The organism is Streptomyces sp. NPDC104106 (genome assembly GCF_055584345.1).
The window spans coordinates 233,986-259,219 of the sequence record NZ_JBVJMF010000013.1; the positions used below are offsets into that span (position 1 = coordinate 233,986).

A 25,234-nucleotide genomic window follows, 5' to 3' on the forward strand; every position below is an offset into this window, starting at 1 on the left:
TCTTCGCCCCGGCGCCGGCCTTGGTCTTCGCGCTGTCCTCGGACTTCGGCTCGGCCTGCGCGTCGTCTCCGGGCTTGGTCCCGGCGTCGGCTCCGGTGTCGGCCTTCGCCCCGGACTTCGTCCCGGTCCCGGTCCCGGCCTTCGTGCCGGCGCCGTCCTGTGCCTTCGTACCGGCCTCGGCTTTCGCCCCGGCGTCGGCTCCGGCCTTCGTCCCGGCCTTGGTCTCGTCCTTCGCGCTGGTGTCGTCCTTGGCCTGCGTCCCGGCCTCGGCCTCGGTCCCGGTCCCGTTCTTCGCGTCGGCCCCGGTCCCGGCGCCGGTCTCGGCCTTCTCACCGGTCGAGGTCCCGGTCCCGGCCTCGGTCCCGGCCTCGCCCTTCGCGCCGGTCCCGGCCTCGGCCTGGGCTTCGACCTCGGTCCCGGCGCCTGCCTCGGCCTCGGCACGGGCCACGGCTTCGTTCTCGGTATCCGCCGTCGCGTCCGTGCCCGTGACCGCACCATCCGTGCGGCTCTCGTCGTCAGCCGCGGGTGCCCCCTGCGAGGCGTCTTCGCCGTCGGCGGTGTCCGGCTCGTCCCTGTCCTGGGCAGCCGCTATACCCGTCCCGGTGCCTGCCTCGGCGCCGCCGGCCTCGGTGCCGGCCCCGTCCGTCTTCTCCTGCCCCGTGCCGGAGTTCGCGGCGGCGGGCTCCTTCACATCCGCAACCGCGTCCGCATCCGCACCGTCCGCTCCCTTCGCGCCGGTGCCGTCCTCCTCGCCCGCGACCGCCTTCGACCCCCCGTCGGCCCCCCGCACCCACGCGGACACGGCCTCCCGCAGGGCGGTGTCGTCCTCGGCGGGCTCCTGCGCGCCGGAGGCGTCCGCCGTGCTCTCGGCGGACGTGTCGACGCCCCGTACCGTCAGGACCTTCGTCGCCGTGTCCACGCCGCCGCCCGAGGAAGTCCCCGAGGACTCCGGGGAATCAGAGGAATCCTTTTCCCGGGCCACCGCGAGGCGCGGATCACGGGCCTCGGGAACCGAACCCCCGCTCCCCGACGTCGGTTCCGCCGACGACTCGCGCTGCTTCGACCTGTCGGGGGACTCGCCCGCCACCGATGCCTCCTCCATGCGCCGCACGCCCATCCGCGCGCCCTGTCCGAACCATGTTCCAGTGTCCTGTGTGAGGGCTTGGCCCCTGGGCTAGACGAGAACGACATACCTACCGGTTCCCTCACGAACCGGTCACGCACCCTCGACAGACCAATGTGAGAGGGGTCACCCTGTCATTCATCCACGCGGGGAGGCATGGATGGGCAGGAGCCGCAGAACACTTCCGGAGGAGCTTCTGCTGCTGGCATTGGACCCGGCCACGGGTACCACTGCGCAGCCGCAGTCGCTCGACCTCGGTCTGGCCGGTGCACAGCTAGTGGAGCTGGCGCTGGCCGGACGGATAGCCCCAGACGGGGATCGTATCGCCGTGGTGGTGCCACGGCCGACAGGAGATCCGACTCTGGACTGCGCGTTGGAGTTGCTGCGAAGGCGTGGCGCTCCCGTGCGTGCCGTCCATTGGATCGGCGGGCCCCGGCTGGGGCTCCGTCAGACGTATCTCTCGCATCTGGAGCGGTGCGGCATGGTGCATGCCGTGGCCGGCCAGATGTGCGGGGTGCTGCCGACGACTCGCTATCAGGCGACGGACAACGAGATCAGCCGGGAGATCCGATCCCGGCTGGATTGCGCGATCCGCACCGGCGTACCGCCGGACCCGCGGACCGCGGCGCTCGCCGCCCTGGCGCACGCCGTCGGACTCGGCAAGCATCTGTACCCCGGGAACGAGGGGCGTTCGTCCCGTTCCCGGCTGCGGGACCTGATCCGGCACGATCCGATGGGCGGGCTCGTCGCGCACGCCGTGATGGACGTGCAGAACGGCGCGGCCGCGCAGCCGCGCCGCGGGCCCGCCGCCACCGGGCGGCAGGGCGCGACGGCCGCCCGCACCGTGGCGGAACCGGCGCGCGGGGTGCCGATGCAGACGCGCCACGGATCCATGGCCCGCGCCGTGGCCCACTGAGCGGCGCGCCGAGCCGCCGCACGGGCCGCAAGAGCCGCAACCCCGGTCCCCCCAGACCCGGTTCGGGAGCCGCTGGTCAGAGCGGGGCGGTGAGACCCTCGTGGTCCCGCCGCCCCGCTCGACTGCACTCCAACGGGTGGCGGACGGTGGCGAACTGACGCGTACGCGCCGCATATCCCTCGTTTCCCAGCGGTAGAAAGCACCTTGGTGGCAGTCTGCTGAACGGCAGATACGGAAAGTGTTAAGTGACAGGCAGGCAGCCGGAGGTGCACGTCCCGTGGCGTCCAATGTCAATCCCACCGTCAGGCGGCGCCGGCTGGGCCAGGAGCTGCGCAGGCTCCGCGAGCTCAAGGGCATGACGGCCGAGGAAGTCGCGGAACGGCTCCTCGTTTCGCAATCGAAGATCAGCCGGCTGGAGAACGGTCGCAGGAGCATCAGCCAGCGCGATGTGCGCGACCTGTGCGGGGTGTACGAGGTCGAGGACCAGCGGATCGTCGACTCGCTGATGGAGATGGCGCGGGACTCGCGCCAGCAGGGCTGGTGGCACACCTTCGGGGACATCCCGTACAGCGTGTACATCGGCCTGGAGACCGACGCGGAGTCGCTGCGGGTGTACGAACCTCAGCTGGTGACCGGGCTGTTGCAGACCCGCGGCTACGCCGAGGCGCTGGTCCAGGGCGCGTTGCCGGAGACGTCGACGGCGGAGATCGAGAAGCGTGTGCAGGTGCGCATGCGCCGACAGGAACGTATCACCGCCGAGAACAACCCGCTGCGGCTGTGGGTGGTGCTCGACGAGGCGGCGCTGCGCCGGGTCGTCGGCAGTCGGCTGGTGATGCGCGAGCAGCTGGAGCACCTGATCGAGATGTCCCAGCTGCCGCACGTCACCGTGCAGGTGCTGCCGTTCGAGGTGGGCGCGCATCCCGGGCTCAACGGGCAGTACGCCATCCTGGAGTTCACCGACGCCGCCGACTCCAGCGTGGTCTACCTGGAGGGCGTCACCAGCGACCTGTACCTGGAGAAGGCGCAGGACGTGCAGAAGTACGCCGTGATGTACGAGCACTTGCGGGCACAGTCCCTCAACGTGGAGCAATCCCGGCAGTTCATCGCCAAGGTGGCGAAACAGTACGCGGAGTGAGTCACCGTCACGGAAGCCGCCGGATCGTACACCGAAGGTCCACTCCATTGGAAGGCTCGCCTGGAATATGCCATCCGGTCGAGTGAACGACTACTCCAGCGGAGGCGGTTGCCCGGTAGCGTCGATCACGCCAATCAGCCAAGAAGGTTGGCGTGAACCGCACCATCGCAACTCGCAACAGGAGTGGACATGGCACTGATTCAGGGCGCTTCGGAGACGTGGATGAAGTCCTCCTACTCGGCGGGCAACGGCGCCTGCGTGGAGGTCAAGCCGGCCGCCGGCGCCGAGCTGGCCGTCCGCGACTCCAAGGACGTCGAGGGCCCCGTCCTGGCCTTCCCCGCCGACGCCTGGAACGCCTTCGTGGCCTCGGTCAAGGCCTAGGGGGTTCTCCCTGACCCCTGGCGTCACTGTCACTGACGAGGACCGCGACACGACACGTCGCAGCACAGCACCACCTCCCAAGAGCCCTCTCGACCGGTCGCCGTCCTTGCCGAGAGGGCTCGGTGGTGCTCAGCTCGCCTCTCGTCACTCCACGGCGATCGGGAAGGCCACGTCGCACACCGGATCCTCCGGCCCCGCCGCGTCCCAGTCGGCGAAGTAGACCTCCCGGCAGGGTCCGGCCGGCTCCATCCCCCGCTCGCCCATCCACTGCTCCACCGCCTCGAACGCGGCCAGGATCTGCGGATGCGCCACCTGCGCCTTGGTGATCCGGGTACAGGCCAGCCGCGCCGCCGGCTCCACCCGCACCCGGGTCTCCCGGGCCCGCCCCGCCCGCTCGGCCCACGCCCGCGCCGCCGCCTCGTCGGCCACCGGCACGCAGGACTCGGCCGGACCGTCACTCTCCATCGACACCTCGGCGTGGTAGATCACGAACGGTGCCCCGGCCACGCCTCCGCACTCCCGCGCGGCGGCCTCCAGCCTCCCCAGCGACCCGCCGATCCACGTCGGCAGTTCGTCCGCCAGCGTGTGCCGCGACTCGGTGATCACCACCTGCGCCGGTACGTCGACGGTCTCGATCACGAACGTGTCGTACATCTCGCAGCTCCTCCCCGACAGTCGTCCACGGAGGTACTCGGCGAGAGTCCGCTGCCCCGCCACCCGGCTCTCCACGTCCGCCCAGTACGCGGCGAGCCGCGCGGCGGCCTCGGGACCGTCCTGCGCCCCGAGCACCTCGGCGATCCGGGCGAGCGGCATGTCCAACTGCCGCAGCAGGGCCACCAGCCGGGCGCGTTCGACCTGGCCGGCGCGGTAGCGGCGGTAGCCGCTGGCCTCGTCCACGTGTGCCGGGGGCAGCAGCCCGAGCCGGTCGTACAGCCGCAGGGCCTTGGCCGACAGCCGGGCCCGGGCGGCGAACGCGCCGATCGTGAGCAGGTCGTCCTCGTGCACGGTCGTCTCCTCCGTCACCGGGCGGATCCGCTCCGCCCGGCGGGAAGGACGCTCCGCCCTGCCCCAGGGGCAAGGTCAACCCGTGCTCAGCCGAGCTGGGCCTCGATCGCGGAGACGACCTCGGCCGAGCCCGGCTCGGTCTGCGGCGAGAAGCGGGCCACGACCCGGCCGTCCCTGCCGATCAGGAACTTCTCGAAGTTCCAGCGGATGTCGCCGCTGTGCCCCTCGGCGTCGGCGAAGCCCACCAGGCGCTCGTACAGCGGGTGCCGCCCCTCGCCGTTCACCTCCACCTTCTCGGTGAGCGGGAAGGTCACGCCGTACGTCGCCGAGCAGAACTCCGCGATCTCCTCGGCGGTGCCGGGCTCCTGGCCGAGGAACTGGTTGCAGGGCACGCCGAGGACGGTGAAGCCGCGGTCGCCGTAGCGCTCCTGGAGCTTCTCCAGGTCGGAGTACTGCGGGGTCAGGCCGCACTTGGAGGCCACGTTCACGATGAGCACGGCCTTGCCCTCGTACTGCGGCAGATTCGCGGAGCCGCCGGTGAGGGCGCCGATCTCGACATTCAGGGGGGTGTGGTCAGCAGTCGTCATGCCCGGATCCTAGGCCCGCCCCCCGACACCCGACCCACCGCCCGCCGCACGCGCCCGCGAACCCCGCCCGGTTTCCGTGCCGGCGTATTCCGTCCGGCTTCCGTGCCGGTGTATCGCGTCGGGGTTTCGGCTTGGTGCAGCCCGTCGATGCCCGTGTCGGCGTCATCCGCTGTCCGCCGAGTGTTCCGGCGTATCCCGTCCGGCTTCCGCGTCGGCGCGGCCCGCCGACGCCTGGACCACGACGTCTCCGGCCGCCGTCCGTCCGTACAGCACCGAGCGCCCGGCTCGCCATCGCTGGACCAGGCCCGCGTCCCGGAGCACTTTCAGATGGCGGCCCACCGAGCCCAGGCCCTGCCCGGTCACCGCGGTCAGCTGGGTGGTGCTCAGGGGGGAGTCGAGCAGGAGCAGGACGCCGGCGCGGGCGGTGCCGAGCAGCGCGCCCAGGCCGGCCGGGACGGTCCGGGCGCCGGTGTCGGCGAGGACACCGGCGCAGGGGTAGACCGCCGCGTACCGCACCCCGTCCTCCCAGGCCACCCACCCCGCCCGCTGCACGGTCACCGGCACGAAGAGCAGCTCGGCGCCGGAGATCTCGCGGGGCGGGTACTCGTGCAGATTGATCTGGAGCCGGTTCTCGCCCAGCCAGCGCGTCCGCCCCGGCCGCAGCGCGTCCAGGACGCTCACCCAGCCGCCCCGGCTCACCTGCGCCGTCCGCGCGACCACGTCCGCCTCCAGCACCCGCCGGCGCCGCTCCCAGTACGGCCGTACCGCCCGCTCCCACACCCACTCCAGCAAGGCGGCCGCCCGCTCGGGCAGATCGTCGCGGTCCAGGGCGGCCGGGAGCGGGCCGGCGAGTGCCGTGCGCAGATGGGCGCGGGCCGCGGCGGGCGGCGTCGCGCGGACCCGGGCCACCTCCTGCGCGAACGTCTCCGCGCCGCGCGGGGCGGGCGTCAGGAAGTCGGCGATCCAGTCCCGCCCCAAACCGGCCCGCACCAGCAGCCCGGTGACCGGATCCGCCGCCAACAGCGCCCGGTAACCGGGCAGGTGACGGCCCAGCCACGCCTGCTCCCCGGGATGCGCCGGGTCACCGGCGTGCAGCAGCTTCAGCGCCGCGAACGTCTCGGCGAGCGGCGAGATCACGAACCGGCTCCCGGCCAGTGTGTCCGCGTTGAGCTGCCACCACCCCACCCCGAAAAGCCCCCTCACGCCTGTACGGCCTTTCGCGTACCGGCGAAACAATAACGGCCGCCGCGCGACCCGCCCGAGACTGCGGGCCATGCCCACCCAGCGTTCCTACCGCTCCCTGCTGCGGACCCCGGAGTTCACCCCGCTCTTCCTCGGCACGGCCGCGCAGACCGCCGCGCAGACCGTCGGCGGGCTGGCGCTCGGCACGCTCGTGTACCGCGCGACCGGCTCGCCGCTGCTGTCCGCGGTGAGCATGTTCGGCCCGTCGCTCGCCCAGGTGCTGGGCGCGACCTTCCTGCTGTCCGGCGCCGACCGGCTGCCGCCGCGTACGGCCCTGTCGGCGATCGCGCTGGCCTTCGCGGCCGGTACGGCGGTGCAGGCGCTGCCCGGCCTGCCGGTCGGCGCGGTCTTCGCCGTCGTGCTCGCGCTGGGCCTCGTGGCGTCGCTCGGCGGCGGGGTCCGCTGGGGGCTGCTGAACGAGATCCTCGCCAAGGACGGCTATCTGCCCGGGCGTTCGCTGTTCAACATGATGAGCGGGCTCATGCAGATCACGGGGTTCGCCACCGGCGGCGCCCTGCTCGCCGCGCTCTCGCCGAGGGCCTGCCTGCTGCTCGCCGCGGCCCTGTACCTGGCGGCGGCGCTGGTGCTGCGCCTCGCCCTGACCGCGCGCCCGCCCCGCACCACGGGCCGCCCCTCGGCCGCGGCGACCCGCCGGACCAACGCCCTGCTGTGGTCGTCCCGGGCGCGCCGCCTGACCTATCTCGGCCTGTGGCTGCCCAACGGCCTGGTGGTCGGCTGCGAGTCGCTGTACGTGTCGTACGCCCCGCACGCGGCAGGCACCCTGTTCGCCTGCGGGGCGCTCGGGATGTTCGCCGGGGACGTGACGGTGGGCCGGCTGCTGTCGCCCGTGCTGCGCCGCCGCCTGGCGACCCCGCTGCTGCTCCTGCTGGCGGCGCCGTACCTGCTGTTCGCGGCGCACCCCCCGCTGCCGGCGGCAATGGTGTGCGTGACCATCGCGTCGGCCGGCTTCGGCGCGAGCCTCGTCCAGCAGGAGCGGCTGATGGAGCTGACGCCGGACGAACTCGCCGGTCAAGCCCTGGGGTTGCACTCGGCCGGGATGCTGACGCTCCAGGGCGTGAGCGCGACGCTGGCCGGCACGGTGGCCCAGTTCACCTCGCCCGCCGCGGGGATGACGGCGATGGCGGCCGGCTCGGTTCTGGTCACCCTGGCCCTGGCGGCGGCCGGCCGCCGCTCCGCGGAGCGGGGGCGGGAGCCGGGGCCGGCCCTTCGCGCCACCGCTCCGCGCCGCTGAGCCGATCGTCCGCGTGCGGTCAGTCGGTCTCCGGCTTGGCCACCGTCCACGAGAAGGGGTCGACGCCCGATTCGTCGGCGCCCGACGGGTGGAGGAGCGGGTCGGGCAGGGAGCGGGTGCGGCCGAGGCGGATGACGCCTTCCTGGACGACGGAGGCGGCGAGGGTGCCGTCGGCCGTGTAGACGCTGGCGTGGGCCAGGGCACGGCCGTCGGCGAGGGAGGGGCTGCGCTGCTCGAAGAGCAGCCACTCGGCCGCGTTCAGGGGCCGGTGGAACCACATCGCGTGGTCGAGGCTGACGGCGGTTCCGGTGCCGTCGTTGGCCAGACCCGTGCGGTGAAAGGGCGAGGCGGAGTCGAGGAGCGTCAGGTCCGACAGGTAGGCCACCAGGCACTGATGGAGCGCGGGGTGCTCCGCGGCCGCGCCGGAGGGCAGTTCCCGCACCCGGAACCAGACGCGCGTGGACGCGCCCGAGCCGCCGGTCCGGGCACCCGGATACGCGTCCTCGCCGGCCACGTACCGCACGTCGATGGCGTCCCGTACGCCGGACAGCAGACGGAGGACGCCGGGGTGCACGTGCGGCAAAGGGGCGTCCGGCGCGGGACGCAGGCGGTGCGGAGCCGGGGTCGCCGGCATGGTGGTCTGCTGGTCCGGGCCGGGGCGCGAGGCCGTCTTGAACGAGGCCGTCAGATGGAAGATCTCCTGCTCCGTGCGGCCGGACTGGACCGCCACGACGCGGCGGCTGGAGAACGTGTGCCCGTCGCGGAGGCGTTCCACGCGGTAGGTGATCGGCGCGTCCGGGTCGCCCCGGAACAGGAAGTAGCCGTGCAGGGAGTGCGGTTCGCGCCGGCCGGGCACGGTGCGGGCGGCGGCGCCGAGCGCCTGGGCGACGATCTGGCCGCCGAACACCGCGGACATGCCGGACGGGATGCTGCGCCGCGACCGGAAGACGTCGTCGGCGGTCGGGTCGAGGGCCAGGGAGTCGATCAGCCGCCCGGCGGGCAGGCCGGTGCGGGGAAGCGCGGTCGTCATCGTCATCACTGCCAACTGGCGCTCAGCGGGCGGACGCCGACGGCGATCCGGTGCGGTGCGTCGCCCGGCAGCTGTCCGTCCAGCTCGCGGCCGTAGCGCTCGGCCAGCGCCGTGAACAGGGTGCACTGCGGGTCCGGGTCGATGCGCTCGACCACACCGCGCACCTCCAGGTAGCGGTACGGCTGCCCGGGGTCGTTGACGGAGACGGCCACCCGCGGCTCGGCCGTGATGTTGCGGTACTTGCGGCGGGTGGTGGTGCTCGTGAACCACATCAGTTCGCCGTCCCAGCGCGCCCACATCGGGTTGGACTGGGGCGTGCCGTCCGGCCGCACGGTGGCCAGATGCACGAACAGCGGGCGTTCGAGCAGGTCGAGATGGCTGTCGGGGACGATGGACATCCGGGCCTCCGGAAGGCGGTCGGTGACGGTGTCGGACTGGATCGCTCAAGCGGCCGGCCGGTCAGGACCCCGCGGTCACGGATTCCAGGAACGGGATCGCGGTGTGCAGGAAGGAGTTTCTTTCCGGTGCCGCCAGGAGAATGTCCTGGTGCAGCAGCGAGAAATCCGAGTGCAGGCTAAGGTGGGGAATTCTCGTGGCCTTCGCGAGTTGTTTCGCGGCGCGCCCCACCGTGCCCTTGGCGAAACTCGACTCGAAGACGTGCACGGGAATGTCCAAGGTCGAGGTGTGTGTCATTCTGAGGCCCAGGAACCGCGCCGTCTCGGAGTCCGTGAAGGCGATGGCTGCGTGGTAGTCGAGCATGGTGCGGGCGGGTGAGTACCACTCGCGGGCCGACCGGTGGGCGTCACCGGCGTACACCTCGGCGACGCGGGCCAGCGGGCTCGGACCGGTGTCGAGCCAGTCGCCGTCGTCGGTGAGCCGCCCGGACCGCACGGCGTGGCCGAGCTGCGGGGCCAGGGTGTCGGCGAGCAGCCCGAACAGCCCCGCGTTGGTCAGCGGCCTGCCGAGTGCGAACGGGGCGGGAAGGGCGTCGGCGAGGGCCGCCGGGCCGTGCGGGTCGGCCCGCGCGTACCGCGCGGCCAGCTGCCACCAGACGGCACCGGCCTCCGGCTCCTCGCCGAGACCGAGCGCCGCGCTCATGCCGGGTTCGAACACCGCGCCCGCCGTGATGGCCGCGAGGGCCGTGCGGGCCTGGCCGAGGCTGACCCCGGTGGGGATGCCGGCGCCCTCGTACGCGTCGTACGGGCCCCCGTCGATGAGCATCAGTCCGGCGAGGTCGGCGGCGCCGGGGCGGCCGTCGAAGTCCCAGGCGGCGTAGCAGAGCGCGGTCAGCCCGCCGATGGAATGCCCGCCGAGGACGACCTGCCGGCCGCCGGCGCGGGCCTCGGCCACGGCCAGGCGCAGGTCGTCCAGGAGCTGGGCCAGGCCCCAGTCCGCGGCGCCCGAGGCGGCAGGGTCGGCCCTGCGGTGGTGGCCGCCCAGGTAGTAGTCGCGGGCCGCGGCCGGATCGCCCGAGAAGCCGGAGAGGTCGGCCAGTTCCTGCTGGCGGCGGTCGAACGCCCAGACCTGCAGACCGGCGACGGAGCGCACGAGATCCCGGGCGAGCTGGAGGAACACGCCGGCGCCGTAGCCCCGGGGCGGGACCAGCAGCAGCACGCGCGGTGCCCGGTCCGCGCCGATCCTGAGCAGCCGGGAACCCCGGCCGCCGGCGAGCGGCTCGTATGCCTGCGGGACTTCCTCCGGTGCGGCGGTGACCGGGGTCTCGGTGATCGTCACGGACTCTCCTGCTGTCGGCGCGGTGGGAAGGACGCGGGTCAGCCTCGCAGTCCCGTGTGGAAGGCGGATAAAAGCTGAATTGAATTGTCCGGGCCTTGGTGCAGAGTTTTGATTTCCCGCACGGAATAATTCCCCCGACCTTGCTCCGGGTGGAATTCGCGCCTAGTTTCGACTGGTATCGATCCCCGTGCCGCCGAGCGGAACGCAGAAAGACCGAACAGGCCGAGAAGACGGAGTTGGTGTGAAGAGTTCGCCCGAGATCCTGGTGGTCGGTGCAGGTCCCACGGGGCTGGTGCTGGGCATAGAGCTGCTGCGTCGCGGAATGGCGGTCCGGGTCGTCGACCGCGAGGACCGCCCGCATCCGCACTCCAAGGCGATCGTGCTCTGGCCGAGGACGTTGGAGGTGTTCCGCCGCGTGGGTGTGGACGAGGAGGTCGTCGAGCGCGGGCTGGCGCTGCCGGCGGCCAACTACTACTCGGGCGGTCGGCGGGTCGCGCGGATCGGCTTCGACGGCCTGCCGGGGTCCCGGTACGGCGCGCCGCTGTCGCTGCCCCAGCAGCAGACGGAGTCGGTGCTGCGGGCGGCGCTGCGGCGGCTGGGCGGCGAGGTGGAGTTCGGGGTGACGGTGAGCGGGCTGCGGGAGTCGGCCGGCGGGGTGCGGGTCCGGCTCGACGGACCGCGGGGCACCGCGTACGCGGACGCGGGATGGGTCGTCGGCTGCGACGGGGCGCACAGCTCGGTACGGCGGCTGGCCGGGATCGGGTTCCAGGGGCTGACCTATCCCCAGACGTTCCTGCTGGCTGACGGGCCGTGCGACACGCCGCTCGCGCACGACGAGGCGCACTACTTCATGGCGGACCGGGGTGTGCTGGTCGTGGTGGGCCTGCCCGGCGGTGACTACCGGGTGTTCGCCGGCGTGGACGGCTTCGACGGCTCGGCCGATCCGTTGCGGGTGCTGCGGCGGGCGGCGCGGGAGTGCAGCCCGGTGCCGGTCCGGCTGGGCGGGTCGGCACGTACCGCTGTCTTCCGGGTGCACGCGCGGCAGGCGGAGCGCTTCAGGTCCGGCCGGGTGCTGCTGGCGGGCGACGCGGCGCACATCCACAGTCCCGCGGGCGGGCAGGGGCTCAACACGTCGGTGGAGGACGCCCACACACTCGCCTGGCGGCTCGCGCTCGGCGACGCGGACGCGGTCGAGCGCGAGTTGGTGCGGTGGGAGCGCGAGCGGCGGCAGACCGCCGCCGACGTGGTGGCCGACGCGCACCGGCAGACCCGCATGTGGATGCTCACCGGCTGGCGGGGGCGCGCCCGGGACGCGGCCCTCGCGCTCGGTCAGCGCACCGGCGTGCTCGACCGGCTGGTGCCGCCCCGCATGGCCCGGCTGCACCACACCCACCCGGGCCACGGCGCCCCGGCGGGCCGTCTGGTGCCGGGGCGCCGGGTTCCTGACGTGCCGCTCGGCGGCCTGCCCCTCGTCCACGTCCACGACCTCCTGCGAGAAGGCCGCCCCGTCCTCCTCGTGCTGGGCTCCGACACCGCCTCCCGGGGCCGCGAGCGGCAGGTGGCCGGTCTGCTCGGCGCGGCGTGGGCGGACGGTCCGTTCCGCCCGGGCGCTTCGGACCTGTTGCGCGTCCGCACCGCGCCCGGCCCCGAAACGGCGGTGGGCGGCGCACCGGCCCGGACCGTCACGGACCCCCTGGGCACGGCCCACCGCGCCCTTGGCGTGTCCGGTCCGGTGGGCGTGCTGATCCGGCCGGATGGTGTGGTGGAGCGTGTGGTGCGCCCGGAGCCGGGGCGGGCGGGTGGAGGGCCGGTCGGCGGGTGGTCGGCGCCGGTGTCTGCTGGTGCCGGGCCGCGTGGTGGGCGGAGCTCGGCGTGAGGTGGTGGTTCTGCGGATGTCCGGTCCGGTGAACGTGCTCATCCGGCCGGACGGTGTGGTGCGCCCGGAGCCGGGGCTGCCGGGCGCGGGGTCGGTCAACGGGTGGCCGGCGCCAGTGCCTGCTCGTACCAGGGTGTGTGGTGGGCGGCCCGTGAGGTGAAGCTCGGGCCGGGGGAGCAGTCGAGGTCCGACCAGAGCGGTTCGCCGTCGAACCAGTGGTCCGTGACGAGCATGTCCAGGTCGTGACGGGAGCCTCCGCTCTCCCGCACGAGGGCATACGCCTCGTCGAGGCTCAGGTCGCGCTCCGGCCAGGGCACCCCCGCGGCGTCGGCGACGGCCCGCAGGAACACCGACCAGGGCACCGGCTCGGGATGGCAGGCGTGGTAGACGGGCGCGGTGAGCCGCTCTGCCGGGGCCACGGCCAGGCAGACCAGGGCCCGCGCGAGGTCCTCGGCCGCGATGACCGACGCCAGCGCCTGCCAGCGGTCCACCGTGCCGGGCAGGTGGCGCAGCAGCCGGACCAGCGCGGGAACCACCCGGGTGTCCCCCTCGCCGTAGACGATGTGCGGCCGCACCACCGTGCCTCCCGCCGCCAGGACGGCGTCCTCGCCGGCCGCGCGGGTCCGCGAGGTGGGGGAGAGCGGCGCACGCCGCAGGTCCTGCGGCCGGGCGTGCCGGAACGTGCCGCGTCCGTACACTGCGGCCGTGCTGAGCTGGACGATGCGGGTGACACCCGCCCGCCGGGCCTCGGCGACGAGCGCGGCGGTGCCCCGGTCGTTGACGGCCGCGCAGCGGCCGGCGTCGGCGCCGATCAGCGAGGCGCAGTGCAGCAGCGCGTCGGCGCCCTCGCACAGGCCGCGCAGGGAGCCCGGATCGGCGAGATCCGCGGTGACGACCCGGGTGCCGGGCGCGACCGGGTCCACCCGCGTCCGATGGGACGTCAGGACCAGTGAGTGGCCCTGCCGTAGCGCCTCGCGTACGACATGGCGCCCGATGAAACCGCTGGCCCCGGTGATCAGTACGGTGGTCATGGCCGCCTCCTCACAGGGCCCGGTGCGGGCGCAGGGTGACCGTCGCGGAGAAGACCGGTTCGCCGTGCTGGACGCCGCGCACGGTCGTCGCGGTCCGGCCGTCGGCGTCCGGGCGGCCGGGCTCGGCCTCGATCCAGCAGGGCGCGTCCAGCTCCGCGTAGCGCGCGAAGGAGCTGTCGAGGCCGACGGGCACGGCGTCCGTCAGCCCGGTGGCGGCGTGCGCGGCCTGCCGTGCCGCCTCCAGCAGCACCATGCCGGGCACGTGATCGACCGGGTGGTCGAAGAAACTCGGGTGCGAGGTGTCCACACGCAGCTGCCAGCGCAGGGGCGTGCGCGGGTCGGTCTCGGCCAGGACGACGTCGCGCGGGCCGGTTCTGCCGACGGTCTCCGGCGCTGTCGGGGACGGTATCGGGAGCGCGGAGACGGTGGGGCGCTGTCCGCGCAGCCGGCGGTAGACCGGCGGGCTCATGCAGTTGAACGAGGCCGAGGCCACGCCCGCCGTGACGCCGTCGCGCACCACCGTCACGTCGTACCGCATGCCGACCAGGTTCCCGCCCCGGCGGGTGACGTCGTGGCACCGGACGCGCAGTTCCACGTCCGTGGGCGTCGGCCCGGCGGCCAGCGCGTCGTCGGCGTTCACGGAGAAGGACATGTTCCACATGAGGAACTGGTGGCCGAACGGGACGTCGTACTCGGCGTGGGCGAGCAGGGCCCCGGTCTGGCGGACCGACTCCACCAGGAGCAGCGGATCCTGGTAGCCGCCGGACGGCACGAACAGCGCATGGCCCCGCGGCCACTGGGCCGTGACGGTAAAGCAGTCAGGGCTGTCCGTTTCCCAACTGGTGAGCAGAACCTCGGACACGGCCGCCCGGTGTACGTACTGGCACGGAACGGTCGTGACGAGCCGATCCGTCCCGACCGCGGGGCCGCCGGTCCTCTGGGTGCCGCGTCCTCCCCAAGTGCGGCTGATGGTGCGGTGAAGTGGAACAGTCGTGCTGATCGTGCTCTGCATACAAGACACTCTTCCTTGCGGGCAGGGCGGGGCTACCGCTCGGCACGCGACCCCCCCGTCTGCGCTGGCCAAACTCACCTTGCTGCTAGCTAAGATACAGACAGGTCGGTAGGGTTTTTCAATGGCAATCCGAGATTCACACAGAATTCGAGGCGGGCATGGCAGTACAGGAGCGGGGTGAGCGGTCCCGGCGCACGATTCTGGAGGCGGCGGCGAGCGTCTTCGACGAGCGCGGCTACGACGCCGCCAGCACGACCGAGATCCTGGCGCGCAGCGGTCTGACGCGCGGAGCGCTCTATCACCACTTCCCCTCCAAGGAGGCGATCGCCGCGGCGCTCGTGGCGGCGCAGAGCGAGGCCCTGGTGGTGCCGGACCGCAGGGTGAAGCTGCAGGCCGTCATCGATCTGACGCTGACCTACGCGATCCGGCTGCAGACCGACCCGGTACTGCGGGCGAGCGTCCGGCTGACCGTCGAGCAGACGTCGTTCACCCACCCCGGGCGCACCCCTTACCAGCAGTCCGCCGAAGCCATCCTCGGCCTGCTGCGCGAGGCCGAGCAGGGGGGCGAGACCCTGCCGGGCGCCGACCTGGACGAGGTGACGCAGTTCCTGGTGGGAGCGTTCACCGGCGTCCAGCTCATGTCGCAGGTCTACTGCGGCCGGCGTGACCTGGTGGAGCGGGTGTCGGTCATGTGGCGGCTCCTGCTCCCGGGCATCGCCACGCCGGGCATGCTCGCCCGGCTGAGGACGGTGCCGCTGCCCGAGGAGGCCGGGGCGCCGGTTCCGTAGGGACGCAGGGCGCAAGAGGGAGCCGACGTGACGGGGGTCCCTCCGCGCATAGGGGTCCCTCCCGCACGGGCGAAGCCGAGAGCCGAGCTGTGCTTCACACCGGCGAACGCGTCCCGGGCGAGCCCGTCCTGGCTGCCCAGCGGCGCGAACGCGCCCGCGTCAGCAGCGAGAAAGGCGCCCGGTGGGGCGGCCGGCCACGGGCCATCCCGGTCTGTCCCCGCCCACCCCTCGCGGGTTGTGCCCGTTACGAACCGAGGTCGGCGCGGACGAGACGGAACGCGGCCGCCGGGTCCGGGGCGCGCGTGACCGTTCGGCCCACGACGACATGGGAGGCCCCGGCAGCGATGGCGGCACGCGGCGTCCCGGAGCGGGCGTGCTCGCCCGATGATTCACCGGGCAGTGCGACTCCCGGCGTGACGATCAGGCCATCGGCGCCCAGCACGCTCCGCAAGGCCACCACGTCCTGCGGTGAGGCGATCAGACCATGGCAGCCGACCCTGGCCGCCAACTGCGCCAACCGGAGCACCTGCTCCTGCGTCGAATCACCGACGCCGATGTCGGCAAGATCCCCGTCGGTCATGCTGGTGACCACGGTCAAGGCAAGCACGCGCAGGTCGGGGAAGTCGCGGGCAGCATCGACAGCGGCAGTCATGATGCCCACACCGCCCATGCTGTGCACGGTCACCATGGAGACGCCGAGAGTTCCCGCGGCGCGGACCGCACCGGCAACCGAGTTGGGGATCTCGAAGAGCTTGAGGTCCAGGAAGACCTCCTTGCCCTGCGCGACGAGATGCTTGACGAAGTCGGGGCCGACCGCGGTGAGCAGTTCCAGGCCGACCTTGTAGAAACGGCACTCGTCGCCCAGCCGCTGGACGATGTCCTCAGCCGCTGTACGGCTGTCACCATCCAAGGCGACGATGATCTGGCTGGTCGGCTCCACGGCGTCATTGTGCCGCCGCCTCGACCACTGCCCATCACCAGGCCTCCCGCGCACGGGAGCGGTGCGGTCAGTCGGCGGGGGCGGAGGAGTCCCGCAGGGCCGTCGTGGGCTCGGTGAGCAGGGGGCGCAGGGTCCGCCAGATGCGGTCGGAGGTGGCGGGCGACCACCAGGTCGCGTCCGCGTGCCCGAGCGACTCCAGTCCGGCGAGGACCGCCATGGCCAGGTCGGCGAGATCCTGCCGGGTCGGCCGTGAGCCGCCCTGCGGGGCGGCCGGGAACAGCGCGCTCACCCTGCGGTGCACGGTCGTCAGCACGTCCTGGCGCAGGGCGCGTTCGTGGTCCGCGGAGCCGTCGGGGTCCAGTTGCAGGCCGGCCCGTACGGTGGGCTCCTCCAGCAGGGCCTGGCCGAGGGCGGCGCCGAAGCGGGTCAGCACCGTGGCGGCCGCGGTGCCGGGCGGCTCCGCCAGGGCGGCCGTGAAGGCCTCGTCGAGCAGGGCGGTGGTCTCCCGGCGGGCCTCGTCGTGCACGGCGGCGGCCACCGCCTCCTTGGTGGGGAAGTGGTGGTAGAGCGCTCCCCGGCTCACCCCCGCGCTACGGCAGATGTTGACCAGTCCGGCCTCGTTCAGGCCGCCGTCGCCGATCAGTTCGGCGGTGGCGCGGACGATGGCCCGGCGGGTCTGCTCGGCGCGCTTCTGCATCGGGCGGTGGGTGTCCTTCCTCGCGCGAGGGGCAGCTCGTTGGGCTTCGGAAAGCTCAGTCAATCACCGCGCACCGCAGCATACAAGTCTGTCTGTTTTATTGAGCCATCCAGCTCGGACGCCCCGATGGGACGCCGTCGGACAGGGCGGTGGGGGCCGGCTCTTCTCTCCTGATGCCAGGGCCATTTGGAGAGGCGGGCGTACGGCTGCGGCCGTGCCGTGCCGACGACTGGCGACGCGCGCGGCGGAGTGAACCGATTGACAATCAGACAAGTCTGTTTGTTATCGTCCCGACGCAGGCGAGATCCTGCACCTGAGCGTGAGGAGTCCGATGGACAGCTCGACGTCCCTGATACGTTCGCCTGCCGGGCGCCCCCCGGCCGCCGCCGCGGGCCATGTGTTCGCCGAGGCCCTGCACGAGGGGCTGGTCCGTGCCGCGCGGGGGGCGGCGCACCCGCTGCGGTCCGCGCCGCGGACCCAGGACTGCTTCCGGCGCCCGGATCCCTCGCACCCCGCGCCGGCGGCGGAGGAAGCGGACGCGGTACTGCACCGGTTCGGGCTCGCCCTGCCCGCGGTGCTGCCGCCGCCCGACCGGGAGTCCCCCGCCCTGACCGCCGCACTGCTGAACTTCGCCCGCCGGGTACTGGCACGCGCCGGGCGGCCCGCCGAGGAGCGCGCGCCCGCGCGCCCGCTGCTGCCGCCCGCCGCGGACGCCGGCCCCCATCACCTGGTGGCGGCCGTCGGCCTGCTGTACGAGTGCGTGCTGCTGCACACGATGGAGAGCGCGCCCGTCCCGGGCGAGGCGGCCCTGCCGCGCGCGCTGGCCGCGGCCGAGGCGCTCGCGGACGCCCTGCGCGAGGCCGGGGTCGCCTGCTGGTACGGCGACGGCGGCTGGAGCGAGGCCCGGCGGCTCGCCCGCCGGCTCCACGACGAACTCGGCAGCACCCTGGCCGTGGCCCTGCACCGCATCGAGCTGGCCGAGGACCAGCCGGCCAGGGCCGCCGCGCACCTCGCGGTCGCCCGCAAGGCCCTCGGCGAGGCGGTCGCGGAGAACCGCGGGCTGATCGCCGGACTGCGCCGCGGCTCCCGCACCCCGCCGATCCGTGAGGCGCTGGACGCCTTCCTCGCCGATCTGGCGCCCCGGGCGCACGTCACCGTCGACGTGATCGGCGACGAGACGGTGGCGCACGAACGCTGCCGCCGCGAACTCTTCCTGATCCTGCGGGAGACGCTGCGCAACTCCTTCGCGCATTCCGGTGCCGGGCACGTCGCGGTGACCGTTCGCACGACCAGACGGTGGGTGTACGCGCGCGTCGAGGACGACGGCGTGGGCTTCGCCGTGGAGCGGGCCGCCGACGAGCCGGGCACCGGGCACGGCCTGGACTCCGTACGGGAACGGATCGAGGAACTCGGCGGCCGGCTGCGCATCACCAGCGCCCCCGGCAAGGGCACCCGTACGGAACTGCACCTGCCGCTCGGACGGCCGTGACCGTCCCGGCCACCCACCGCCGACCAGGAGATCCCATGGCCCCTGCCCGCATCGTCCTCGCCGATGACCACATCCTGTTCCGGGAGACCCTCGCCGATCTGCTGAACGCCCAGCCCGCCATGACGGTGGTGGGGCAGGCCGGTGACGGCGACGAGGCTGTCCGGTGCGCCGCCGCCGAACGCCCCGACCTGCTGCTGCTCGACCTTCAGATGCCCGGCAGCCGAGGCGCGGGCACGGTCCGCGACATCCTCGCCGCGGCACCGGGCACCCGGATCCTGTGTCTGACCGCCTACGCCCACTCCCACCACGTCGACGAGGTACTGGCGGCCGGGGCCCGCGGCTTCCTGCACAAGGGGATCGACCGGGCGGCCCTGCTCCTCGCGATCGGGCAGGCCCTCACCCGGCCCCAGCACACCACGGTGCTGGTCCCCGCGGGCGCGCAGCGGCCGGTGACGAGCGAGGAGCCGCTGTCCCGCAGGGAGCACCAGGTCCTGGCCGGCGCGGCCTCGGCGATGAGCAACCGTCAGATCGCCTACGCGCTCGGCATCACCGAGGGAACGGTCAAACGCCATCTGAACAGCGTCTTCCGGAAGCTGGGGGCGGTCTCCCGGGTCGACGCGGTGAACAAGGCGGTCCAGGCGTCGCTGATCCCCTCCCCGGCCGTACCCCGGGGCGGACCGGCGGTGGGCGCCGGGGAGTCGGCACTCCCCGGCGCCCACCGCGCACACGACACCCCGGTCACCCGGTGGCTGAAGCCCGCCGCAGCACGGCAGCGCCCACCGATCCGTCATGCCCCACCGAGGTGACGAGGCCGAAGTCCGCGGCCGACGCGGTCGCGGGCGCGGCCTCGTCCGCCCAGCGGGCCAGCAGCGCGGCCAGCTGCAGGCCGGCGCTGGCGCTGTAGGTCTCGCCCAGCACCTCCTGCACCCGCAGGACCTCGGGCTCGTGGCCGGCCAGCGCCCGGCGGCGGCCACGGGTCTCCACCGCGTTCCAGCCGGGACCGACGCCCGCCCCCGCCGAGACCACCGCGATGTCCGACGGCCGGGCGCCGCTGGAGCGCAGCGCGTCCTCGACGCACCGCGTGAGCGCCGCCGCGACCGCGTCCGGACCGCCGTCCAGTGGCGCGAACGCGACCTCGCAGCCGGTCAGTTCGACCGCCGGGAGCCCCGTGGTGCCCTCGCCGCCGCCCGCCTCCAGGACGAAGACGGCACTGCCCTCGCCGAGCGCGCGCCCGGCCGGCGCACCGCTGCGCTGCCAGGCCCAGACGGTCTGCGCGCTCAGCTCCTCCACGGCGCCCGTCAGCAGCCGGACGGCCCGGCCGGTCAGCAGCGCGTTACGGGCGTAGCGCAGCGCGGACAGGGCGGAGATCTGTCCGCCGGCCAGCGAGGCGTTCGGGCCCGTGAAGGCGTGACGCATGGCCACCTGGCTCGCGCAGTGGTTCAGCAGCAGCCCGGGGAACAGCGCGGGGCTCACCAGGTAGGGCCGGTCGGCCTCGTAGGTCTCGCGGAAGAACTCCGCGAAGGCCCGCGCGCTGCCGGTGCTGGTGCCCAGCACCACGCCGGTGTCGGCGCGCTCCTCCGGCTCGACCAGCCCGGACAGCCCGTCCAGGGCCAGTTCCGCCGCCACCATGCCGAGCGTGGTGGTGCGGCTCAGCGCGCTCAGCCCCTTGCGCCCCAGGTACTCCCGCGGTGCGAAGTCCGGTACGGGAAGCAGGCGCGTGCCCGGCGGCGCGGCCTGCCCGGCCAGCGCCTCGGCGCCACCGTCACCCGGCGGCAGCGCACCCGAACGGACGGCCTCGTACAGCGCCTTGCCGCCGACACCCGCCGCGCTCAGCACCCCGTAACCGGTGATGCGGACGGCGGTGGACTCCATGGTGCCGCTCATGCGGGCCTCCCCAGCATCACGATGGCGTTGTTCCCGCCGAAGGCGAACCCGTGATTCTGCACGATCCTCGGCGAGGCGGGACGGGCCCGGCCGGGCACGCAGTCCAGGTCCGGACCGAGGGCCGGATCCACCGAGCGGACCGTGGCCGTCGGCGGCAGGAACCCCTCGTGCAGGGCCGCGCAGGAGGCCAGCGCGCCGAAGCCGCTGGCGGCTCCCATGGTGTGGCCGAGCATCGACTTGATCGAGCTGATCGGCGGCACCCGGTCGCCGAACACCTCGCGCACCGCCGCGACCTCGGTCGAGTCGTTGGCCGCCGTACCCGTGCCGTGCGCGCACACGTAGTCGACGTCGTCCGGCTTGATCCCGGCGTCGCGGTGGGCCCGGCGGATGCACTCGGCGATGCCGTCCCGGTCCGGCTGGGTGGGGTGCTTGGCGTCGCAGGTGAGACCGTAGCCCAGCACCTCGGCGTAGATGCGCGCCCCGCGTGAGACGGCACTGTCCCACGCCTCCAGCACGAGGGCGGCGCCGCCCTCCGCGGTCATGATGCCGCCCCGGTCCGCGTCGAAGGGGCGGCACAGGTCGGGTGCGATGGCGCCCAGGCGGTGGAAGCCCGCGTGGGTCGCGCGGTTCACCGCGTCGGCCCCGCCCACGATCATCACGTCGGCCGCACCGCCGCGGATGAGGTCGAGGCCGTAGCCGATCGCGTAGTTGCTCGCCGAGCAGGCGGTGCCGAAGGTCTGCGCCTCGCCGCGCAGGTCCAGTTCGGTGTTGACGGCCGCCGCGATGCGGTCCGCCGGCGCGCGGGAGACGAGATCGCCGTCGATCCCGTCGAGCCCGCGCGCGAGCCACTGCTCGGTCAGTTCCTGGAAGACCCGGGACTCGCCGTTGGTCGTGCCCATCGCGCTGCCCGCACGGGCGGCCGACAGGGCCTCGGGGTCCCAGCCCGCGTCCCGCACGGCGAGCCGTGCGGCCGCCGCCGCGAACTGGCTGCTACGGCCCCACCGCTCGGCCGGCAGCCGCTCCAGGTGGTCCGCCGGGCGGAAGTCGTGCACCTCGCCGGCCTGGCTGTGCCGGAATCCGGTGCTGTCGAAGGATCCGATGGAGGAGATGCCGCTGCGGCCCTCCCGGATGGCCGCGGTGAACGCCTCGGCGCCGATGCCGAGGCTGCTCACGGCCCCGAGGCCGGTGACCGCGACGCGGCGCAGCCGGCGCTCAGACATGGGCGGCGGTGGTGTGGCGCGCGATCAGATCGTAGGCGGTGCCGAGGTTGTCGAGGTCGACCAGCTCCTCCTGGGGTATCTCGATGCCCAGCTGCTTCTCGAACCGGGAGAACATCTCGATGACCAGCAGGGAGTCGGCGTCGAAGTCCTCCGTGAAGCTGTGCTCTTCGTTGACCTCCTCGACGGACACTTCCAGGACGTCCGCCACGATCTCCCGGATGCGGGTGCGCAGCTCGGGGGAGATTTCCTGACCCACGTTGACCGACATGTTCGTCTTCCCTTCGATGAGGTGACGCCGCTTGGCGTGGAATTGCCTGTGAAATGTGATGGCGCATTCATGCTGCCATATTCGCAATGCCACGGAGAACCCTCGTCTCTCGAATTCGACGCACCTTCCATACGGCTTTGACGCGCATTCCATTCGAGAGTGGAAACAATATGCGTATTACTGGAAGCAGAGGGGGCTGTGGTCATGAAGACGACCGGGCAGGTGGGCATCGCCGCGGCGGCCGTGTGGCTGCCGGCGGCCAGGGACAGCGCGACCCGTGCGGTGGCCGAACGGCGGGTCGAGGAGAACGTGGCCCGGGACCTCGGCCACCCCCGGCTGCCGGTCGCCGAGGACGTCGCGGCCCCGGAGATGGCCGTCCTGGCCGCCCAGGAGGCCCTGCGGGCCGGCGGGGCGGCGGCGGCCGACGTCTCCCTGCTGCTGCACGCCTGGATGCACTACCAGGGGCACGACCTGTGGTCGCCGCCGCACTACATCGCCCACCAGATCGGAGCCCACCAGACCGTGCCGGTCGGCATCCAGCAGATCTGCAACGGCGGCGCGGCGGCCCTGGAACTGGCCGTCGCCCGGCTGTCCCTGGCGACGGGCCGGCGGCACGCCCTGGTCACCACGGCCGACCGGTTCACCGCTCCCGGCTTCGACCGGTGGCGCAGCGACTACGGCGCCGCCTACGGGGACGCGGCCACCGCGGTGCTGCTCAGGCAGCCGGCCGACGCGGGCGACCCGCTCCTGCTGCGGGCCCTGCACACCGCCGCCGCGCCGCACCTGGAGGCCATGCACCGGGGCACGGACCCGTTCGCCCGGCTGCCCAGGGAGAACTCCCCGGTCGTCGACATGCGCCGCACCAAGCGGGCGTATCTGCGCGACCACGGGGTCGCACCGTTCAAGAAGGTCAACAGGGAGATGATCCGCTGCGTGGTGCGCGGGGCGCTGCGTGACGCGGACCTCGCCGCCGATGACCCGCGCATCCGGTTCGTCCTCCTGCCCCGCCTCGGCCGCAAGACCCTGGACAGCGCCTGGATCCCGACGCTGCGCGAACTCGTCGCGGCACCGCCGGTGGACTGGGGTGCCGACACCGGACACCTGGGCACCGGAGACCTCCCCGCGGGCCTGCACGAGGTCCTGCACCGCTCCGCCCTCGCCCCCGGCCAACTCGGCCTGCTCCTCAACGCGGGCGCCGGCTTCACCTGGTCATGCGCGGTGGTCGAAGCCCCCTCGACCGCGTGAGCCGCACCGCTCGGCGGGTGGCGGTCGGGCCGGGCCGCCTCGGAGGTGTCCGGGGCGGCCCGGCGGTGGTTGGGGGGAGCGGTGTGGGCCGGGGTGTGGTGGGGCCGCCCGGGGTGGTGTCCGGGGCGGCCCTGTGGTCTTGGGGCGGGCGTGTCTGCCGGGGGTGGGAGGGTGCCGGGCGCCTCGGTCGGTGTGGCGAGGTGGCCTTGTGGTGGTTGGGGGGAGCGGTGTGGGCCGGGGTGTGGTGGGGCCGCCCGGGGTGGTGTCCGGGGCGGCCCTGTGGTCTTGGGGCGGGCGTGTCCGCCGGGGTGGGAGGCTGCCGGTCGGAGCTGGGCCGCGTCGGGGTGCCCGTAGGGGCGGGAGGCTGCCGGTCGGGGGTGTGGTGGGGCCGCCTCGGTCGGTGTCCGGGGCGGCCCGTGGTCATCCCGTGGTCACAGGGGGAAGGTGCGCCAGGCGCCGGCGGGGTGGTGGGGACCGGGCTGTCGCCAGCCCGGGACGGCCGGTTCACGGGTGTCGGCCGGCGGGGTGGGGGCGCGGCGCGCGAGGACGACCGTGATGAGCGCGGCCAGTTCGTCGGGGGTGGGGTTGCCGCGTATCACGCGCAGTCGGGGTGCGGGGCCGGCGGCCATGGCGGGCTCCTCGGTTCGCGGTCGGGACGGGCCGGACGCCGGGCGAGATGCCGGGCCCGCAGGACTGGGGCGGGGCGTCTGCCCGGTCACATCGGGGGGTTGCCGTGCTTGCGGGGCACCAACCGCTCCTGCTTGGTGCGCAGGACCCGCAGTGCCTCGGCGAGCACCGAACGCGTGGCGCGCGGGTCGATCACGTCGTCGACGAGCCCGCGCTCGGCAGCGTAGTACGGGTGCATCAGCGCCTCGCGGTACTCCTCGGTCAGCGCGCGCCGGGTGGCCTCGGGATCCTCGGCCTCGGCGACGGCGCGCCGGTGGATGACGTTGACCGCGCCCTCGGCGCCCATCACCGCGATCTCGTTGGTGGGCCAGGCGTAGGAGAGGTCGCAGCCGATGGAGCGGGAGTCCATGACGATGTACGCGCCGCCGTAGGCCTTGCGCAGGATCACCTGGACCCGCGGGACGGTCGCGTTGCAGTACGCGTACAGCAGCTTCGCGCCGTGCCGGATGATCCCGCCGTGCTCCTGGGCGGTGCCGGGCAGAAAGCCGGGCACGTCCACCAGCGTCACCAGGGGGATGTTGAAGGAGTCGCAGGTCTGGATGAAGGCGGCGCCCTTCTGCGACGCCTCGATGTCCAGCACCCCGGCGAGGTGCCGGGGCTGGTTCGCCAGCAGCCCGACGGTCCGCCCGTCGATGCGGGCGAGTGCGCACAACAGGTTCGGCGCCCACCGCTCGTGGACCTCCAGGAACTCCGAGTCGTCGACCAGTCGCGCGACCACCTCGCGCATGTCGTACGGCTGGTTCGGGTCGGCCGGCACCAGGTGCAGCAACTCCTCGTCCGGCGTGTCCAGACGGGCGGCCGGCACCGCGGCCGGCGGCAGCTCGCGGTTGTTGGAGGGCAGCAGGGACAGCAGGTAGCGCACGTCCTCCAGACAGGACTCCTCGTCGTCGTAGACGAAGGCGGCCGCGCCGGAGACGGCACCGTGCAGGTCGGCACCGCCGAGCTGCTCGTGGCTCACCCGCTCGCCGGTGACGGCCTCCACCACATCGGGTCCGGTGATGAACATCTGGGAGATGCCGCGCACCATGAAGACGAAGTCGGTCAGCGCAGGCGAGTAGGTCGCGCCGCCCGCACACGGCCCGAGCATCACGCTGATCTGCGGTATCACCCCGGAGGCGCGCACGTTGCGGCGGAAGATGCCGCCGTACCCGGCGAGCGCCGAGACGCCCTCCTGGATGCGCGCGCCGGCCCCGTCGTTGAGGCTCACCAACGGGGCGCCCGCCGCCTCCGCCATGTCCATGATCTTGTGGATCTTCTCCGCGTGGGACTCGCCGAGCGACCCGCCGAAGATGCGGAAGTCGTGGGCGTAGGCGAAGACCGTACGGCCGTGCACCCGGCCCCAGCCGGTGACCACGCCGTCGCTGTGCGGGCGGCGCTCCTCCAGGCCGAACCCGCTGGCCCGGTGCCGCCGCAGCCCCTCGATCTCGCTGAACGTGTCCTTGTCGAACAGCAGGTCGAGTCGTTCGTGCGCGGTCAGCTTGCCGCGCGCGTGCTGGGCCCGGGTCGCGGCCGCGCCCGGGCCGCCGCGCGCGGCCTGGCGCAGGCGCAGCAGCTCGGCGGTGCGGGCCTGCATGTCCGGGCCGGCCGGCGGCTTCGGTGCCGGAGCGGCGAGGGGACGGTCGTCCAAAGCGGTCATCGAAAACGCACTCCCTTGCGTCGACGGCGGAGCGAAACGGAAAACGGCTCCCGCGT

At 73.5% G+C, this 25,234-nt stretch carries 24 protein-coding genes and 1 pseudogene; 9 read left to right on the forward strand and 16 right to left on the reverse strand.

The genetic code is table 11. From position 1 onward, the window contains the following. A pseudogene (locus ACZ60X_RS28480) lies at window positions 1-919 on the reverse strand (hypothetical protein); the annotation flags it as partial. A gap of 364 nt (window positions 920-1,283) precedes the next feature. Here ACZ60X_RS28480 and ACZ60X_RS28485 point away from each other — a divergent pair. The 3 genes from ACZ60X_RS28485 to ACZ60X_RS28495 all read left to right on the forward strand — a co-directional run bounded on the left by ACZ60X_RS28485 (window position 1,284) and on the right by ACZ60X_RS28495 (window position 3,555). Next, the gene (locus ACZ60X_RS28485) at window positions 1,284-2,039 is read left to right on the forward strand and encodes a GOLPH3/VPS74 family protein (protein ID WP_469604238.1); all 756 of its coding nucleotides are present in this window, start codon (window positions 1,284-1,286) and stop codon (window positions 2,037-2,039) included. 277 nt (window positions 2,040-2,316) lie between these two features. Then, entirely contained in the window at window positions 2,317-3,174 is an 858-nt protein-coding gene (locus tag ACZ60X_RS28490; protein WP_469604240.1) for a helix-turn-helix domain-containing protein, read from the forward strand. Between the two features lie 189 nt (window positions 3,175-3,363). After that, window positions 3,364-3,555 (forward strand): DUF397 domain-containing protein, encoded by a 192-nt coding sequence (locus ACZ60X_RS28495; RefSeq protein WP_469604242.1) that lies wholly within the window; start codon window positions 3,364-3,366, stop codon window positions 3,553-3,555. A gap of 144 nt (window positions 3,556-3,699) precedes the next feature. On the opposite strand, the gene ACZ60X_RS28500 is transcribed toward ACZ60X_RS28495, so the two are convergent. From ACZ60X_RS28500 to ACZ60X_RS28510, 3 genes are all read right to left on the reverse strand, one after another. Then, window positions 3,700-4,578: a MerR family transcriptional regulator gene (locus ACZ60X_RS28500; protein WP_469604245.1), complete on the reverse strand. Its 879-nt coding sequence runs from the start codon at window positions 4,576-4,578 to the stop codon at window positions 3,700-3,702. A 68-nt stretch (window positions 4,579-4,646) separates the two neighbouring features. After that, window positions 4,647-5,147, reverse strand: coding sequence for a glutathione peroxidase (locus ACZ60X_RS28505; protein ID WP_469604248.1), 501 nt, complete (start codon window positions 5,145-5,147; stop codon window positions 4,647-4,649). A gap of 162 nt (window positions 5,148-5,309) precedes the next feature. After that, the gene (locus ACZ60X_RS28510) at window positions 5,310-6,332 is read right to left on the reverse strand and encodes an ArsR/SmtB family transcription factor (RefSeq protein WP_469604358.1); all 1,023 of its coding nucleotides are present in this window, start codon (window positions 6,330-6,332) and stop codon (window positions 5,310-5,312) included. Window positions 6,333-6,420: 88 nt separating this feature from the next. On the opposite strand from ACZ60X_RS28510, the gene ACZ60X_RS28515 reads away from it, so the two are divergent. Next, window positions 6,421-7,641: an MFS transporter gene (locus ACZ60X_RS28515; RefSeq protein ID WP_469604251.1), complete on the forward strand. Its 1,221-nt coding sequence runs from the start codon at window positions 6,421-6,423 to the stop codon at window positions 7,639-7,641. Window positions 7,642-7,660: 19 nt separating this feature from the next. Here the strand turns inward: ACZ60X_RS28515 and ACZ60X_RS28520 are convergent, their stop codons facing one another. From ACZ60X_RS28520 to ACZ60X_RS28530, 3 genes are all read right to left on the reverse strand, one after another. Next, entirely contained in the window at window positions 7,661-8,671 is a 1,011-nt protein-coding gene (locus ACZ60X_RS28520) for an acyl-CoA thioesterase (RefSeq protein ID WP_469604253.1), read from the reverse strand. Between the two features lie 5 nt (window positions 8,672-8,676). Then, window positions 8,677-9,069, reverse strand: a complete 393-nt coding sequence (locus tag ACZ60X_RS28525) for a PPOX class F420-dependent oxidoreductase (RefSeq protein WP_469604255.1) — start codon at window positions 9,067-9,069, stop codon at window positions 8,677-8,679. 61 nt (window positions 9,070-9,130) lie between these two features. Next, complete coding sequence (locus ACZ60X_RS28530) at window positions 9,131-10,405, reverse strand: alpha/beta hydrolase (protein WP_469604258.1); 1,275 nt, start codon at window positions 10,403-10,405, stop codon at window positions 9,131-9,133. 241 nt (window positions 10,406-10,646) lie between these two features. On the opposite strand from ACZ60X_RS28530, the gene ACZ60X_RS28535 reads away from it, so the two are divergent. Next, window positions 10,647-12,281, forward strand: a complete 1,635-nt coding sequence (locus ACZ60X_RS28535) for an FAD-dependent monooxygenase (RefSeq protein ID WP_469604261.1) — start codon at window positions 10,647-10,649, stop codon at window positions 12,279-12,281. 95 nt (window positions 12,282-12,376) lie between these two features. Here ACZ60X_RS28535 and ACZ60X_RS28540 read toward each other — a convergent pair whose 3' ends face one another. Together ACZ60X_RS28540 and ACZ60X_RS28545 are read right to left on the reverse strand one after the other, a co-directional pair. Beyond that, window positions 12,377-13,312 (reverse strand): NAD-dependent epimerase/dehydratase family protein, encoded by a 936-nt coding sequence (locus ACZ60X_RS28540; protein ID WP_469604263.1) that lies wholly within the window; start codon window positions 13,310-13,312, stop codon window positions 12,377-12,379. Between the two features lie 10 nt (window positions 13,313-13,322). Then, window positions 13,323-14,174 carry a ScbA/BarX family gamma-butyrolactone biosynthesis protein gene (locus ACZ60X_RS28545; RefSeq protein ID WP_469604266.1) on the reverse strand — a complete coding sequence of 284 codons (852 nt, stop codon included), beginning with the start codon at window positions 14,172-14,174 and terminating at the stop codon, window positions 13,323-13,325. Between the two features lie 308 nt (window positions 14,175-14,482). Between ACZ60X_RS28545 and ACZ60X_RS28550 the strand changes: the two genes are divergently transcribed. Beyond that, window positions 14,483-15,112, forward strand: a complete 630-nt coding sequence (locus tag ACZ60X_RS28550) for a ScbR family autoregulator-binding transcription factor (RefSeq protein WP_469604269.1) — start codon at window positions 14,483-14,485, stop codon at window positions 15,110-15,112. Window positions 15,113-15,356: 244 nt separating this feature from the next. On the opposite strand, the gene pyrF is transcribed toward ACZ60X_RS28550, so the two are convergent. Then, complete coding sequence (pyrF, locus tag ACZ60X_RS28555) at window positions 15,357-16,052, reverse strand: orotidine-5'-phosphate decarboxylase (protein WP_469604272.1); 696 nt, start codon at window positions 16,050-16,052, stop codon at window positions 15,357-15,359. Between the two features lie 67 nt (window positions 16,053-16,119). Beyond that, a complete protein-coding gene (locus ACZ60X_RS28560; RefSeq protein WP_469604275.1) occupies window positions 16,120-16,749 on the reverse strand; it encodes a TetR family transcriptional regulator in 630 nt (209 codons plus the stop codon). 331 nt (window positions 16,750-17,080) lie between these two features. Between ACZ60X_RS28560 and ACZ60X_RS28565 the strand changes: the two genes are divergently transcribed. Beyond that, complete coding sequence (locus ACZ60X_RS28565; protein WP_469604277.1) at window positions 17,081-18,238, forward strand: sensor histidine kinase; 1,158 nt, start codon at window positions 17,081-17,083, stop codon at window positions 18,236-18,238. Between the two features lie 35 nt (window positions 18,239-18,273). Beyond that, window positions 18,274-19,044 carry a response regulator gene (locus tag ACZ60X_RS28570; RefSeq protein WP_469604280.1) on the forward strand — a complete coding sequence of 257 codons (771 nt, stop codon included), beginning with the start codon at window positions 18,274-18,276 and terminating at the stop codon, window positions 19,042-19,044. Here the strand turns inward: ACZ60X_RS28570 and ACZ60X_RS28575 are convergent. Genes ACZ60X_RS28575 through ACZ60X_RS28585 form a run of 3 tightly spaced genes read right to left on the reverse strand, consistent with a single transcriptional unit; the run spans window position 18,977 to window position 21,610 of the window. Beyond that, on the reverse strand, window positions 18,977-20,122 hold the full coding sequence (locus tag ACZ60X_RS28575) for a beta-ketoacyl synthase N-terminal-like domain-containing protein (RefSeq protein WP_469604282.1): 1,146 nt from the start codon (window positions 20,120-20,122) through the stop codon (window positions 18,977-18,979). The genes ACZ60X_RS28570 and ACZ60X_RS28575 overlap by 68 nt on opposite strands. Beyond that, window positions 20,119-21,342, reverse strand: a complete 1,224-nt coding sequence (locus tag ACZ60X_RS28580; protein WP_469604285.1) for a beta-ketoacyl-[acyl-carrier-protein] synthase family protein — start codon at window positions 21,340-21,342, stop codon at window positions 20,119-20,121. The genes ACZ60X_RS28575 and ACZ60X_RS28580 overlap by 4 nt, the downstream gene beginning before the upstream one ends. After that, window positions 21,335-21,610: an acyl carrier protein gene (locus ACZ60X_RS28585; RefSeq protein WP_469604288.1), complete on the reverse strand. Its 276-nt coding sequence runs from the start codon at window positions 21,608-21,610 to the stop codon at window positions 21,335-21,337. Before ACZ60X_RS28585 ends, ACZ60X_RS28580 begins: the two co-directional genes overlap by 8 nt. A 204-nt stretch (window positions 21,611-21,814) precedes the next feature. Here ACZ60X_RS28585 and ACZ60X_RS28590 point away from each other — a divergent pair, with 204 nt between their 5' ends. Beyond that, window positions 21,815-22,855 (forward strand): ketoacyl-ACP synthase III family protein, encoded by a 1,041-nt coding sequence (locus ACZ60X_RS28590; RefSeq protein WP_469604291.1) that lies wholly within the window; start codon window positions 21,815-21,817, stop codon window positions 22,853-22,855. A 431-nt stretch (window positions 22,856-23,286) separates the two neighbouring features. On the opposite strand, the gene ACZ60X_RS28595 is transcribed toward ACZ60X_RS28590, so the two are convergent. Both ACZ60X_RS28595 and ACZ60X_RS28600 read right to left on the reverse strand, forming a co-directional pair. Further along, window positions 23,287-23,484 carry an acyl-CoA carboxylase subunit epsilon gene (locus ACZ60X_RS28595; protein ID WP_469604294.1) on the reverse strand — a complete coding sequence of 66 codons (198 nt, stop codon included), beginning with the start codon at window positions 23,482-23,484 and terminating at the stop codon, window positions 23,287-23,289. Window positions 23,485-23,570: 86 nt separating this feature from the next. Next, window positions 23,571-25,178: an acyl-CoA carboxylase subunit beta gene (locus tag ACZ60X_RS28600; RefSeq protein WP_469604296.1), complete on the reverse strand. Its 1,608-nt coding sequence runs from the start codon at window positions 25,176-25,178 to the stop codon at window positions 23,571-23,573. Window positions 25,179-25,234 lie beyond the last annotated feature (56 nt).

Coding starts and splice junctions, on each gene's coding strand:
- ACZ60X_RS28495 (WP_469604242.1), top strand. CDS start 3,364: ATGGCACTGATTCAGGGCGCTTCGGAGACGTGGATGAAGTCCTCCTAC.
- ACZ60X_RS28580 (WP_469604285.1), bottom strand. CDS start 21,342: ATGTCTGAGCGCCGGCTGCGCCGCGTCGCGGTCACCGGCCTCGGGGCC.
- ACZ60X_RS28565 (WP_469604277.1), top strand. CDS start 17,081: ATGGACAGCTCGACGTCCCTGATACGTTCGCCTGCCGGGCGCCCCCCG.
- ACZ60X_RS28550 (WP_469604269.1), top strand. CDS start 14,483: ATGGCAGTACAGGAGCGGGGTGAGCGGTCCCGGCGCACGATTCTGGAG.
- ACZ60X_RS28560 (WP_469604275.1), bottom strand. CDS start 16,749: ATGCAGAAGCGCGCCGAGCAGACCCGCCGGGCCATCGTCCGCGCCACC.
- ACZ60X_RS28520 (WP_469604253.1), bottom strand. CDS start 8,671: ATGACGACCGCGCTTCCCCGCACCGGCCTGCCCGCCGGGCGGCTGATC.
- ACZ60X_RS28600 (WP_469604296.1), bottom strand. CDS start 25,178: ATGACCGCTTTGGACGACCGTCCCCTCGCCGCTCCGGCACCGAAGCCG.
- ACZ60X_RS28595 (WP_469604294.1), bottom strand. CDS start 23,484: ATGGCCGCCGGCCCCGCACCCCGACTGCGCGTGATACGCGGCAACCCC.
- ACZ60X_RS28585 (WP_469604288.1), bottom strand. CDS start 21,610: ATGTCGGTCAACGTGGGTCAGGAAATCTCCCCCGAGCTGCGCACCCGC.
- ACZ60X_RS28590 (WP_469604291.1), top strand. CDS start 21,815: ATGAAGACGACCGGGCAGGTGGGCATCGCCGCGGCGGCCGTGTGGCTG.
- ACZ60X_RS28570 (WP_469604280.1), top strand. CDS start 18,274: ATGGCCCCTGCCCGCATCGTCCTCGCCGATGACCACATCCTGTTCCGG.
- ACZ60X_RS28515 (WP_469604251.1), top strand. CDS start 6,421: ATGCCCACCCAGCGTTCCTACCGCTCCCTGCTGCGGACCCCGGAGTTC.
- ACZ60X_RS28485 (WP_469604238.1), top strand. CDS start 1,284: ATGGGCAGGAGCCGCAGAACACTTCCGGAGGAGCTTCTGCTGCTGGCA.
- ACZ60X_RS28540 (WP_469604263.1), bottom strand. CDS start 13,312: ATGACCACCGTACTGATCACCGGGGCCAGCGGTTTCATCGGGCGCCAT.
- ACZ60X_RS28525 (WP_469604255.1), bottom strand. CDS start 9,069: ATGTCCATCGTCCCCGACAGCCATCTCGACCTGCTCGAACGCCCGCTG.
- ACZ60X_RS28505 (WP_469604248.1), bottom strand. CDS start 5,147: ATGACGACTGCTGACCACACCCCCCTGAATGTCGAGATCGGCGCCCTC.
- ACZ60X_RS28575 (WP_469604282.1), bottom strand. CDS start 20,122: ATGAGCGGCACCATGGAGTCCACCGCCGTCCGCATCACCGGTTACGGG.